10 protein-coding genes are annotated in these 14,101 nt (G+C 42.6%); 5 read left to right on the top strand and 5 right to left on the bottom strand.

What is annotated here, in order from left to right:
- On the top strand, positions 1-2,092 hold a 2,092-nt coding region (gene malQ / locus ACO1R6_RS11375; protein WP_486264836.1), incomplete at its 5' end, for a 4-alpha-glucanotransferase.
- Between the two features lie 177 nt (positions 2,093-2,269).
- On the opposite strand, the gene ACO1R6_RS11370 is transcribed toward malQ, so the two are convergent.
- On the bottom strand, positions 2,270-2,482 hold the full coding sequence (locus ACO1R6_RS11370) for a hypothetical protein (RefSeq protein WP_486264835.1): 213 nt from the start codon (positions 2,480-2,482) through the stop codon (positions 2,270-2,272).
- Positions 2,483-2,837: 355 nt separating this feature from the next.
- Between ACO1R6_RS11370 and ACO1R6_RS11365 the strand changes: the two genes are divergently transcribed.
- On the top strand, positions 2,838-3,281 hold the full coding sequence (locus ACO1R6_RS11365) for a hypothetical protein (protein ID WP_486264833.1): 444 nt from the start codon (positions 2,838-2,840) through the stop codon (positions 3,279-3,281).
- Between the two features lie 343 nt (positions 3,282-3,624).
- Here ACO1R6_RS11365 and ACO1R6_RS11360 read toward each other — a convergent pair whose 3' ends face one another.
- On the bottom strand, positions 3,625-4,014 hold the full coding sequence (locus ACO1R6_RS11360) for a DUF805 domain-containing protein (protein ID WP_486264831.1): 390 nt from the start codon (positions 4,012-4,014) through the stop codon (positions 3,625-3,627).
- 294 nt (positions 4,015-4,308) lie between these two features.
- Entirely contained in the window at positions 4,309-5,622 is a 1,314-nt protein-coding gene (locus ACO1R6_RS11355; protein WP_486264829.1) for a Gfo/Idh/MocA family protein, read from the bottom strand.
- Between the two features lie 407 nt (positions 5,623-6,029).
- On the opposite strand from ACO1R6_RS11355, the gene ACO1R6_RS11350 reads away from it, so the two are divergent.
- Both ACO1R6_RS11350 and ACO1R6_RS11345 read left to right on the top strand, forming a co-directional pair.
- Complete coding sequence (locus tag ACO1R6_RS11350) at positions 6,030-7,970, top strand: PAS domain-containing sensor histidine kinase (RefSeq protein WP_486264827.1); 1,941 nt, start codon at positions 6,030-6,032, stop codon at positions 7,968-7,970.
- A 439-nt stretch (positions 7,971-8,409) separates the two neighbouring features.
- Positions 8,410-8,844, top strand: coding sequence for a cupin domain-containing protein (locus ACO1R6_RS11345; RefSeq protein ID WP_486264826.1), 435 nt, complete (start codon positions 8,410-8,412; stop codon positions 8,842-8,844).
- 115 nt (positions 8,845-8,959) lie between these two features.
- On the opposite strand, the gene ACO1R6_RS11340 is transcribed toward ACO1R6_RS11345, so the two are convergent.
- Complete coding sequence (locus ACO1R6_RS11340) at positions 8,960-10,426, bottom strand: Gfo/Idh/MocA family protein (RefSeq protein ID WP_486264824.1); 1,467 nt, start codon at positions 10,424-10,426, stop codon at positions 8,960-8,962.
- Positions 10,427-11,006: 580 nt separating this feature from the next.
- Positions 11,007-12,557 carry an alkaline phosphatase D family protein gene (locus ACO1R6_RS11335; protein ID WP_486264822.1) on the bottom strand — a complete coding sequence of 517 codons (1,551 nt, stop codon included), beginning with the start codon at positions 12,555-12,557 and terminating at the stop codon, positions 11,007-11,009.
- 524 nt (positions 12,558-13,081) lie between these two features.
- On the opposite strand from ACO1R6_RS11335, the gene ACO1R6_RS11330 reads away from it, so the two are divergent.
- Positions 13,082-13,936 carry an MBL fold metallo-hydrolase gene (locus tag ACO1R6_RS11330; RefSeq protein ID WP_486264820.1) on the top strand — a complete coding sequence of 285 codons (855 nt, stop codon included), beginning with the start codon at positions 13,082-13,084 and terminating at the stop codon, positions 13,934-13,936.
- The last annotated feature ends 165 nt before the right edge of the window (positions 13,937-14,101 follow it).

Genomic DNA, 14,101 nt, shown 5'->3' with positions numbered 1-14,101 from the left:
TTCTTTGGCCCAGGTATTATTAAAATTTACCTGCCCGGGCGTGCCCGATGTTTACCAGGGCACCGAGCTGTGGGATTTAAGTTTGGTAGACCCCGATAACCGGCGGGCCGTAGCGTACGAGCAGCGCCAGGAGTGGCTTACCCAACTAGAGAGCCGCGAAGCGCAAGAGCCGGAAACGTTTATTCAGGAGCTTTGGGAGAACCGCGCCGATGCCCGCATTAAACTGTGGCTGGTACATAAATTGTTGCAACTGCGGCAGCAAAATAAAAATCTTTTTGCCGAAGGTGATTATGTTCCCTTAACGGTAGAAGGTAAGTACAAAGATCATGTGCTGGCTTTTGCCCGCCGTTTAAAAGAAAATTTTGTGGTGGTGGTGGTGCCTTTGCATTATAGCCGGGTGGTGCACCAGCAAGGCCGCGTAGAACTAGATGCCGATTGGGAAGACACTAAAGTAATATTGCCCAAAGACGTAACCACCGACTGGGAGAATCTACTATTAGGCATCAAAGGCAAAAGTCAGAAAGGTTTATGCTTAAACGAAATTCTAAAGGGATTTCCTTTTGCCGTTCTGCAATTACAGCAATTTATAAAAGAACGCAATGCCGGTATATTGCTGCACATTACTTCTTTGCCGTCGCCGTTTGCCATTGGCGATCTCGGTCCGGAAGCCAAAGTGTTTGCCGATTTTCTGCACCGGAGCCACCAGCGTTACTGGCAATTATTACCTTTAAGCCCGACCGAAGCCGGACAAGGGCATTCGCCTTACAGTTCTTTTTCCAGCATGGCCGGCAACACGTTGCTCATCAGTCCTGAATTATTGGTAAAAGACGGCTTACTTAGCGGTAAAGATCTGCCGCAATATTACCGTCCGCATACTGGCCAAGCCGATTACGAAGAAGCCCGGGAAATAAAGGAAATATTATTTACCCAGGCCTGGCAGAAGTATAAGGAAGGTTCTTTTGGCACTTTGCAGCAACAATTCGACGAGTTTTGCCGGCAAGAAGCTGCTTGGTTAAATGATTTTTCATTGTACGTAGTATTAAAACAGCATTTCGAAAACAAGGCCTGGTTCCAGTGGGCCGATGAATTCAGACTGCGAGATGTTGATACCCTGGCCCAATTTAGTCTGGAAAACCAGGAAGCACTGGAGAAAACCAAATGGCTGCAGTTTTTGTTCGCCCGGCAATGGCGCGAGCTAAAAACTTATTGCAATAACCGGCGCATCCGGCTTTTTGGCGACATGCCTTTTTATACCAGTTACGACTCCGTAGATGTTTGGGCACATCAGGACATTTTCTGCCTCGACGAAGCCGGTAACATGACCGGAGTAGCCGGCGTACCGCCCGATTTCTTTAGCGAAGACGGTCAATTATGGGGGATGCCAGTTTTCCGGTGGGATGTGCTCAAAGAACAGCAGTACCGTTGGTGGGTAGATCGTATCCGGAAAAATATGGAATTATTCGATTTACTCCGTTTAGATCATTTCCGGGCATTTGCCGATTACTGGGATGTACCCGCCGGCGAAACTACCGCCCGTAATGGGGTTTGGCGAACCGGTCCGCGCGCCGATTTTTTCCAGGTTATTCAGCAGGAGCTCGGTGAACTGGCTTTTGTGGCCGAAGACCTGGGCGAAATAGATGAACCGGTTTATGATTTGCGCGATGAGTTCCGGTTCCCCGGCATGAAAATACTGCATTTTGCTTTTGGCGAAGATATGCCCGAATCGGATTATATGCCGCATAATTACGGTGCCAACTTTATTGCTTATACCGGTACCCACGACAACAACACTACCCGCGGCTGGTACCGCCAGGATGCCGATGAGGATATGCGCCAACGAATAAACCAATACGCCGGCATGGAAGTGAATGAGCAAAATGTACATTATGTGCTCAGCCGGTTAGCTTATGGATCGGTAGCTAAAACCGCAATTTTACCTTTACAAGATGTACTGGGCCTCGACGAAACAGCCCGCATTAATACGCCGGGTGCTGCCGCCGGCAACTGGGGTTGGCGCTTACTACCCGGCCAACTAACCTCGGCTGCCGAGCATTTCTTAAAAGAACTTACCTGGTTGTTTAATCGAGGTTAATCAGCACCAAATAAAAAAGCCAGACTTTAGAGCCTGGCTTTTTTATTTGGCGTAGTTTTAGAACCTGTTCACCTCTTAAAATTGAACCATTATTCTCACCAATGGCTGTGGTCAGTTTGTTAACCTTTTCCGGCCAAATTAATTTAATCTGTACTTAGCTAGCGCCAAACCATTTTATTATTTCTCAAAATCCGGAGTTGGCGCATCTTCTGTTCGTTCCTCCGTAGGTCCGCCGCCCGAACCAATGGTGCTGCTGGAGGTGGCATATCCTTGCGAGGTAGTAGCACTATTTTTTAAATCTTCTGCATTGCGGTTATAAGTAACATCCGTTTCGGCAGTACTTTGTTTACCCTGGCTTCTATCCTGGCTTTTTTCTTTATTATCTTCCATAACTAATGCTGTTTATTTAGTTAAACCTAATTTAGGCTAGGTTATATTAAGCTTACGCGTTTAGGGTTTACTGGTTTAATAAGCACTTGATTCATGAAGGAATTTAGGCGTTGAAGATTGCAGTAGTTAAGCAGAAACTAACTGGCCTAAATTATATAAGAAATCTACCTTCCTGCTATTTGTACCGGCCGTTGATTGGATTGAAGTATTAGAACTATTAAAAATGAGCGATTTAATAATTACTGATTTTACGGGTAATGTTGTGGTTTTGCCTAAATTTGTTTAATATAATTTTTTATTAAGCTAATTAGTTAAAATAGGTATTTGGTACCAAAACACAAAAATTGTAAAATCCATGAAAAATTATTCATATTTAATACTTGCAGCAGTCTTTACTTTCTTTGCCAGTTGCGGGCCGGATAAAAAAAGCAATGCTACTACTACGCTGCCCAATTCGTCGGTTAATGGTACGCCTAATAATCAGGCTATGCCAGATGCTTCGGGAAATAATAACGCCGTGCCAATTACCAGCCCCCAAAGCCAATCTGGTACGCCGGCTACAGCCGTGGCGCTTAACCCAGCTCACGGTATGCCTAACCACCGTTGCGATATTGCGGTAGGTGCGCCGTTAAACTCCTCGCCCCAGGCTCAATCGAATGGTCCGGTCGTGCCCAAGCTGCCGGCTCCAACCCTTACTGTACCCACGCAAGGCTCGGTTGCTGCCGGCACCAATCCTGCCCATGGTCAGCCAGGCCATGATTGCTCTATTCCGGTAGGAGCTCCTCTTAAAAAACTCTAAAAGAAATACTAATGTAGAATAATGCAATATTGTTCGATGACTGAGGCGCAGAATACTTTGGCACAGTCCCAAGAAAGTTTGATCAGCCGCTGATCAAGCAATTCATCGAGCTCCAGCAGAAAGCTCGTCAGAAAAGATGACAGCTGTAGCGAAAAAATGCGGGCCAGCCGGAAAACGTCTTAACCATAACCTGCAATATTAGCTTGTCCTGACAAAGAAGAACCTCCAGTTTAAGTGATATTGCTACCACTTAAACTGGAGGTTCTTCTTTTTTATCCCTAACAAATTTAAATTGGGGATACTTCATTTTTTTTATTTCTGCACAAAAAGGCAAAACTATACTTTAAGCAAAATCGGTATGGTAGCTATCCAGGTTTTTCGGGTTAGATCCGTATTGATTGTCGCCGTAGTTGCTATCGGTACACAAAAGAACAAACAACCAGATTGCCCCTACTAACGGAATAAGTACTATAAAATAAAACCATCCGCTTTTGCCTACATCGTGCAGCCGCCTTACCGTTACCGCTATACTGGGTATAATTATAAATAAGTTATACAACACGTAAATATAACCGTAGCCAATACCCCCAAAAGTAGTACCCAATACATTATCGAGAACAGCTATTATCATGGTTATTAAAAAATTGACCAGCACAAACATCCAGAATTCTTTGCGTCTGGCACGGCCACTAAATCCAGCGTAGTTTTTTAATACAGCTAAATACCAATTCATATCGGGTTTATTAAGGGTTAGTTGATGATTTTCTGTTAATTATAATATTTAAAAACCTAAATACCTTAATATTATGTATATATATTTTTACGGGTAAGTAAGGCAAAAATAATAGCTATAGTGCTTTAGCTTTAGTTTAGATATTTTACTAAAAGTGTTGCTTAATTAAGAGATGAATATTTTCATGCAGTAAGCAAGCGCCGCATCTAAATGCAAGAGGTATCATTTTAAATTTACAAATCCATAACGTAAAAACATCCCAGATAAAATACCGGTAGTTACCGCCTCTTTTAGTTAAATTTTAATGGCCCACTCCTCCCGCATATTGCGGCCACGCAAGGCATTCGCTTCTTTATCGCCTTTAAACTTTTCATTTTTCGGATTCCATTTTAAGGGTCGTTTTAGTTCGTAGGCAATATTGCCCAGGGTACATACGGTGGCCGTGCGGTGGCCAACTTCTACATCGCAGATTGGTTTTTCGCGGGTGCGTATGGCTTGCAGAAAATTTTTATAATGATCTTCGCTTAAATAAACATGCTTTTCGTTGGGGCCAATAACCTGGGTTTCTAATGTGCTGGGCGTAGTTACTAATTTACCGCGTTGTACATCTATCTGGCCTTTAGTACCAATAAACCGGATGGCATTATTTTTACCAAAATCTTCGTGGGTCATGGTAATGCCGTTGGCGTATTTGTAAGTTAAATATTTAATTTCTTTGCCGTCGGGCGGAATAATGGCCACCGGGCCGCTGTTATCCATATCTAAAGCCCATTGCCCAATATCAAACATGTGTGCGCCCCAATCGGTCATGCCGCCGCCGCCAAAACCTTTGTAATCGCGCCACCGTGCCCAGAATGTAGCCGTGGGGTCGGGTGCCAGGTAATTATGGAAAGGTTTGTATTCGTTAGGCCCCAGCCACATATCCCAGTTTACGCCGGTCGGTACCGTTTCGGCCCCTAATGTATACGGCAACGGCGGCCCACCCACATTTACTTTTACCGTTTGTATATCGCCAATGTATCCATTTCTGATTAACTCTACGGCCTGCCGGAACTCTTTCCAGGAACGCTGCATGTTGCCCGTCTGGAAAACCCGGTTGTGTTTACGGGCAGCATTTACCATAGCGCGTCCTTCTTTTATGGAGAGCGAAAGCGGTTTTTCGCAGTAAATATCTTTACCGGCTTCGGCTGCCCGTACCGCCTGTACTGCGTGCCAGTGATCGGGGGTTACAATTACGACTGCATCCACATCAGGGCGAGCCAAAACTTCCCGAAAATCATTGTAAGTTTTACAACTCTCGTACTTTTCCTGCCCGGCTTTTTCGGCATAGAACTGATTTACTTTGCTGGTAAAACTATCTAATTTACTTTGGTAAACATCGCAAGCCGCTACAATTTGGGCTTCATTGGTTTTCAGAAAATTACCCCGCAAACCATTACTTTGCCTACCCGTGCCAATAAATCCCAGGTTTATCATGTCGCTGGGGGCTACGTAGCCTTTACCGCCCAATACATAACGGGGCACAATCAGAAAAGCCGAAATGGCCGCTGCTTTACCAATGAACTGCCGCCGGGAAATAGAAGCGCTTTTGTTGTAATCTTTTTGCATGATTTATTATTTGGTGGATATAAGAAAGTTTAAATTAAATAATTTAAATATAATTCGCCAATTATGAATGAATGTATCTTAATCCAATATAATCTAGCGTACTTAGTATCGGCATAGGCGTCGCCAAGCTTTTAAATAAAACCTTTCACCTTATTTATCCGTAACATAAAAGTTTTATTCAAAGCCATAATGCTTAGCCCAAAACTCAAAATATTCAGCATTGTTTATCAATGCAATATTTTTAATAGCAGGTTAATCTAATTTATTTCTGGTTAGCACAACTTGTTCAAAATATTTACCCGCATGACTTAGCTAAAGCTGGTATTCTTTAACCTTAGGGAAAATTCCCCACTACTTCCCTTTACAATTTAATTACCAGTAAAACCAACTTCTTCAATTAACTTTATATGGGCACAGACCTAGTTATTACCGCTTTACCATTTTCGAAAAACAATGATGAAATTTACCGTTTGTTGGTAGAAAATATTACCGACTATGCTATTTTTCTGTTAGATCCGGATGGTTATGTAGCAACCTGGAATGCCGGCGCTAAACGTATTAAACAATTTGATGCCGAAGATATTATTGGCCGGCATTTTTCTACATTTTACACCCCCGATGCCCAGGCCATTGATTATCCGGCTTATGAACTACAGGAAGCCACCAAGTTGGGCCGCTTCGAAGACGAAGGCTGGCGCATACGAAAAGACGGTACTATGTTTTGGGCCAATGTAGTTATAACACCACTCTGGGATGAGAATAAACGATTACTGGGCTATACCAAAATTACCCGCGATTTATCGGAAAGAAAAAAAGCCGAAGATGACTTGTTTAAGGCTTACGAAGAATTAAAAGATAGTGAAGAGCGCTACCGCCGCCTGGTTAGTGGGGTAAGCGATTACGCTATTTTTATGTTAGACCCGGCCGGCAATGTAACCACCTGGAACGAAGGAGCCCGTAAAATTAAAGGCTACGAAGCGCATGAAATCATAGGCAAATACTTTTCTAAATTTTATAGCCGCGACGCCATAAAACAAGGTTACCCGGAATATGAATTAAGAAAGGCTAAAGCCGACGGCCGCTTTGAAGACGAAGGTTGGCGCTACCGCAAAGATGGCTCGGCTTTTTGGGCCAGTGTAGTTATTACGGCTATTAGAAACCACCGGAACGAGCTAATTGGGTATTCTAAAATCACCCGCGACCTGACCGAAAAAAAACAACTGGAAGAACAGCTTTACCGGATAAACGAAGAGTTAAAAGAAAGCGATGAAAAAGCCCGGCTGTTAATAAACAGTGTGCAGGATTACGCCATTTTAATGCTAAACCCGGACGGTTTAATTGTAAGCTGGAACGGTGGGGCGCAGCGCATAAAAGGCTATGAACCCAAAGAAATTATTGGCCGACATTTTTCAATTTTTTATTCGCGCGAAGCCATTCAGAAAGGTTTTCCGCAGTTTGAGTTAAGCCAGGCGCTCGAAAAGGGTCGCTTTGAAGACGAAGGCTGGCGCATACGCAAAGACGGCACCGCCTTTTGGGCTAACGTAGTTATTTCGCCGGTTTTTAATTCAGATAAACGCCTGCTGGGCTACGCCAAAGTTACCCGCGACTTAACCGAACGCCGCCGCAACGAAGAGCTTATGCAAAAAAACCAGGAATTGAGTAGCATAAACAACGAACTGGATAATTTTGTATACACTGCCTCGCACGATTTAAAAGCCCCCATTGCTAACTTAGAAGGTTTGTTAATGGCCTTGCGCGAAGACTTAAGTGAGAATGTGTACCAGCACGAAGAAGTGCTGACTTTAATGGCCAACTCTTTGCATACCCTTAAAAATGTAATTACCGATTTAACCGAAATTACCAAACTACAGCAGAAAAGTGACAGTCCTGAAGATGTAAATATTCTGGATTTGATTAATGAAATAAAAGAAAGCTTAAGAGAACCTATCGCCAACAGCCATGCCGAAGTAATTATTCAGAAAGTTGATTGTAAAAGCCTGAATTATTCCCGCAAAAACTTACGCAGTATATTATTTAACCTTATTTCCAACGCCATTAAATACGCCGCCCCGTCAAGGCCGCCGCAGGTACTTATTAATACCCAAATATTACCAAATAAAACCTGCCTGATTTCCGTTGCCGATAATGGCTTAGGCATTGCCGCAGATCAGATAAACAAAATATTTACCATGTTTAAACGGGCTCATACTCACGTAGAAGGCTCAGGCATTGGGTTATATCTCGTTAAAAAAATATTAGATAATACCGGCGATAAAATTTTGGTACAAAGCGAAGAAGGCAAAGGCTCGGTGTTTAATGTTTATTTTAAACAAAATTCATATAAGTAATAATTACATATTTGGATTTATGCAATCAATTATTTATTCACAGGTATAAATAAGCTTTATTTTGCTTTAGACTTTAAGTAGCGGTTATAATTTATTCAGAAGTATTAAAAATAAAGGCGCTGGGTGTACAGCGCCTTTTCTGTTAAAGAGCTTGTTTCGTGTTTTCCTAAATAGACTAACCGCTGCCATTGGTGGTGTTATCACTGCCAATTATTTAGCTTTTTCTCAACTACTTGCCGGTGAAAACACGCGGCAAGGGCAAACGTTCATGCTATTTCCAAAACGCTAAATAACTTCCAAGTAAATATTAATACATTTTCTTCTTAGATAAAACCCTATACTGTTTAATAGAGAAGTAAGAAGTTTTAAATTTCATCCACTGTTTATTTTTATTAATTTAAATAATCGCATTTTAATTTCTAAAAATTTATCTTTCTGTATGCTTAAATATTATGTATTTCTTCTTTTGGTTGTAGTACTAAATATTGCTACCAATACCAATGCCCACGCCCAGCAAACCGAAACGGGTAAATATATTTTTGAACAGGATAAAAAAGTAGTTAAAGAGCAAGCGGGTCCGCATGCCGGCGGCGGCACGAGCGTAGGCTATAGTTTTTTTGATGATGTTAAGGATTTTTATACTGCTTTTAAAAAACGCGTGTTAAAACCCGGCTCCTCTATTGGGTACCATTTGCAAAAAGAAGATGAAATATATTATATCCTGAGCGGCACTGGCCAGATGAAAATGAACGGTAAATCTTTTGCGGTTAAACCCGGCGATGCTATTTTAACCCGCCCTGGCAGTTCGCACGGCTTAACACCCGACCCGAATACGGAATTAACCTTAATTATTGTTTATCCTAAAAATAAATAAGCGCTTTTTGGGCATAAAAAAAGCTCCATAGTTTAACGGAGCTCTTTTATGTAGATTAACTTATAATATTCTTAAAATACTAAGATTATATATTCCTATCTCTGCAAATGGCTAATTAAGCCAATTTCCAGCCATTTTGGTACTCACGTTTTACAAACTGGTTGGCTTCTTCAAAATTGGTAATGCGGGTATTGGCACCATCCCACAACAGCTTTTTACGGCCAGGGTAAGTAAAGCCTTTACCATCGGCAGTTGGGTTACGCAAAGTATAACTCCGGATAGCCAGGTTACCCATGAGCACCGTTTCGGTAAGCGGCCCGGCATAATCGAACGAAGATGTTAACGCTTTGTGCTGCGGACTGTTGTAACCGGCTTTACACGCTTCCTGCCAAGATAAATTATGTCCGAATTCGGGCACATTGGGCGTAGCCGGTACCGGCGTGCTGTTTATAACTTGCCCATTATTTAAAAATACTTTTGGGTTAAGGCCATAAGTGCCGCAGTTCATTACTCCTTTGGTACCAATCATAAATACCCCGTTAGCTCCATCGGGTTCGCTTAACTGGGCATCGGCCGGTATAATATCGGGCCGGAACGCGCGAATACCACCATCAGACCAGGTCATGGTAATCGGGGTTTTATTTTTAGCGGTAGCCGGAAATTTTAACTGCACGTGCGACGATGGCGGTGCACCTTCGGGTAAATATTCGGGAGTCCAGTCTTTCAGGAACACTGAACCAACACTAGCTTCTACTTCGGTGGGGTAACCTAAACCCAATACACGGAAAGGCGGGTCGATGAGGTGACAGCCCATATCTCCCAAGGCACCGGTACCAAAGTTCCACCAGCCACGCCACTTAAACGGGTGGTAAGCCGGAGTATAACCTACTTTAGTAGCCGGACCAATCCATAAATCCCAGTCTAAAGTATCGGGCGCTACGCCGCTTGGCTGCGGTACCGGAATACCTTGTGGCCAAACCGGCCGGTTGGTCCATACGTGTACCGTATGCACATCGCCAATTACGCCATCGTTAAACCACTGCATCATTTGCTTTTGCGTGGGGTTAGAGGCGCCCTGGTTGCCCATTTGGGTCACCACTTTGTATTTACGGGCAGCTTCGGTTAGTAAGCGGGCTTCATAAATATTATGGGTTAAAGGTTTTTGCACGTACACGTGTTTGCCCAACTGCATAGCGGCTAAAGCTACGGCCGCGTGTGTATGGTCAGCGGTAGATACCGTAACGGCATCAATGTGCTTCCTTTCTTTTTCCAGCATTTTCCGGAAATCTTTGTAAGGCTTGGCTTTGGGGTGTTTGGCAAACTGATCTTTGGCGAAGTTCCAGTCTACATCGCACAAGGCTACAATGTTGTTGGCCCCGTTGTTAAACGCATTATTTACGTCAGAAAAGCCTTTACCCGCAATACCTACACCGGCAATATTTAGTTTATCGCTGGGGGCAATAAATCCTTTACCCAATACGTGGCGCGGGAAAATAAAAAAACTACCGGCAGCAGCCAAGGCGCCGGTTTTAAGAAAATCCCGACGCGAAGTCGTTGTTTTTTCTTTTTCTTTATGTGTCATGATTTAAATAAGGTGGTGATGAGCAAAATTATTTTGTGATTCTGTAGAAAATTAGAAGAAAACTTTGAAAAAAACAGAAAAAATAAAATCCAGGTTTAAATTTTAGGAGGCAATATAATTAATAATCTAAAAAATAACCTTGTTTACATTAAAGTTTCAGAACATTAAAAATGTATTAAAAGTTTATAATTAAATAATACCATTTGTTGGTGAAAGAAACAAATGGCTTATAATAGGATTTTCTACCCTTTAGTTTAAGATTACCTTTATTTAAAGTTATTTTTATCAAACCTATCGCTATTAATGTTCCAATAGCTTAGACTAAAACCTTGATTATCTGCATTGATTGAGTTACTTAACCAGACAAAACATATCTTACATTATTGATTAGTTAATGTTCCGCAGCTGGCGCATTAGAATTTAATTTTAGGGTTCACTCTTCTACTTCAAGAATGATGGTTGAGAGGGTTTAAGCTGATTCATTTGTTGTGTAACATCAATTATTTATATAAATATCTTAATAGCAAACTCATAAGAGCTTATACTTTAAAACTGACTACTTATTTCAGAATTAATCATTTTAAACAGATGCTTGTTTGATGGGATTAATAATATCGGCAAAGGGCTGCTCTGCTCCTTCTACGTACCATTTTACATCAATACAAAATTGTTTATTTAAGGTTAAGGAAAGCCAGTTACGTGCCCCCAAGATGTGGCGCTCCGTACCCGGAAAATTTAATAAGCGAGCAGTAATATCCGGATCTAAAACTTCCGTTTTCCCGGCTAATAATTTTTCCATCATATACACTACTAAGGCCGGCGGCGGCAGGTTAACCATGGCCGAAGAAGTAAGCTGATTAATAATTTTAGCTTCGGAAGGTATATTTGGCGTAGCTGTGTTTTGTAAATAGCCCCTGAAAGCCACGTGCGCATCGCCGGAAACCAGGGTTACCCGGCAGCCAGTTTCTTGCATAAACTTAAATAAAGTTTGGATCAGGCTAAGTCGTTCGTGCTGGTGGGCGCGGCTGAGCCACTGGTCTTTTAAATCGTCTTCCATTCGTTGGCGGTTCGGCCAAAAATCAAGAAAAGATTCGAGTAAAGTTAAATCGGCGTTTACAATGGGTATGCCCGACATAACCAGCAAGTGCTTGCAAGCCGATTGGTCATTATTATCAGGTAAAGTTTTTTTGGTTAGTGCTCCGTATAGCCAGGTTTTTAAACGCTGCCAGGTTTCCGGGCTCATTACCTGCTGCAGCGTACGCTCCGAACGTAAATCCAGGGCTACAATCGCCAAATCGCCCAGGCGGTAAGCATAGCTAAAACCCTTGTGACCCAATAAAGTTGCCTCACCTAAGTCGTCGTCGTGTTTGGCTTGTAACTGAAACAACCGGAAGTGCTCCCGTGCCATGTTATAAATTCCTTTAAACACCGGACTATTCTGCAGTGCAGGTTCATAAGATCCCCAGCCATCAAAAATATTGTGGTCGTCCCACATCATCAACGTCGGAATCTGGCTTAAAATGGCGGCCGGTAGTTTCTGCTGCCACATTTGCAGGTACAATTCGAAATAAAATTGTGCTACCTGGCGCTGCATGTCGTCGGTAAAAGAAATTGGTAACCGCTTCTTTAACTTTATATTTAGCCAATGGCGCAGAGCCGGTACGTTTTCCCACAAAGAGTCGGAGTAAATTTGGTCGCCGCCTAAAAAGAAAAGATGATAAGGATGCTGCTGGTGTACCTTTTGTAAGTTTTTCCAGAGAGCATTTTTATTTTTAACTTTGTTTACATCTTGCAAATTGTGTACGCCAAAGCAGGAACCATAACTGATACGCAGCGCCAGGTTAGTTGCCGGCACTACATACTGGAAAGGTTGGCCACCATTTACGGTGTAATTAACTGTTTGCTCCGTATTATTTTGTTTAACCGACCACTCCAATCGCCAGAGATAATACCCGTTAAAAATTTTTAGCAGAACAGTTTTCGCAGCTGTGTAGGAATGGCCCAGAACCGAGAAGGTAAGCTGGGGCGGCTCCGGTGTATCGCGTTGTACCACCAGCGCCGAGGTACACCAGCAGCCATCTTTAATTCCGCGAAACCCCAAAACTGGGCCCATTAATAATTTACCCGACATAAGCTAAGTTTTTCCGGTATAAGCTTTTTGCCGGCAATTGTTACAAGTTTCTTTAAATGATTTGCGGGAGTATTTGGCTTTAGGCTTTTATCAGGGTAAAAGGAATATTGATATCGTGTGTTCTTAAGAACAATACTAATGAATATTAGTACTGATTTAGCAAGTTTATATATGCTTAATAATGCGGCTAAATTTCTATAATCAACCTAGAAATATTAAATCTTAAAAGAACTTAAATAATCAGAAGCAGTAAATTTTGCGTTCCGAAGCAAATAATACAGCTGTAACTAACTTTAGGTCCATTAGCTTGTGATAATTATAATATTGCTAGCTTTTTAAACGGGTAATAAAGTTGATGCTGATAACAAACATAAACTGCTACTGGCATTTATTTTTAATCAATTCACGTCTTCTTTATTTCTTTTCGTGTTATAAGCCAAGACCTGGCTAATCCGGCTTATGGGTTGCAACCCCTCCTATACTTTGGCGTTAAAATATTCTTAAACTCATAAAACTCCACAACTATGACCGAAGAGATGCACCAAAGTAAAGACGATAAATTTATTCCCATGACCTCGGTATCGAGCGGTAAAGGCCGCGAAGTGCGACCCGATGTTTATTATTACACAAACCAAATTGTAAACTTTGTATTAATTGGTAACCCGGCCAGTGGTAATTGGGTGTTAGTAGATGCGGGCATGCCCAAGTCAGCTAAAGAAATTCTGGCAGTATGCCGTAACCGGTTTGGGGAGAACAGTCGGCCAGCGGCCATTATTCTGACCCACGGCCATTTTGACCACGTTGGCGGCTTGGTTGGAATATTGGAAGAATGGCCGGTACCGGTTTATGCTCACCCTTTGGAGTTTCCGTTTTTAACCGGAGCCCAAGCTTACCCCGAACCCGACATTACGGTAGAAGGAGGACTATTGGCTAAAATTTCGGCTATTTACCCCCACGAGCCCATCAATATTTCTCCGGCTTTACAACCGCTGCCTGCCGATGGGTCCATTCCTTTTCTGCCGGACTGGCGCTGGGTACCCACACCTGGCCATTCGCCGGGGCAAGTAGCCTTGTTCCGCGATCAGGACCGTACGTTAATTTCGGCGGACGCTTTTATTACTGTACAACAAGACTCGATGTATAAAGTCTTGATCCAGAAAGAAGAAGTTTGCGGACCGCCGGTTTATTTAACCACCGATTGGGCTGCCGCGTTCGAGTCGGTGAAACGTTTAGAAGCTTTAAACCCCAATTTAGTTGTACCGGGGCACGGCACTTACATGGAAGGCGCAGCCCTAACCCAGGGCCTGCACCGATTGGTTCAGGAATTCCAAAAAATTGCAGTACCGGACTACGGCAAATTTGTCCCGAAAAATAGTTAAGTTATACCAAATCGTATTTATAAACTTCCATAGCTATTTTGTTCAAAGCGCTAACCCGCCAGGTTTTAAAACCTGGCGGGTTTAGATACGGCAGCTTCTTTTCACTATTGGGTGTTATCTAAATATTGCTTTAAAATAAAAAAGCACCGGCTTCCAGTAGCGGTG

This window comes from Adhaeribacter sp. (assembly GCF_057359045.1).
The sequence above is the reverse complement of the archived record's forward strand: the minus strand, read 5'-3'. Positions and strand labels throughout refer to the sequence as shown.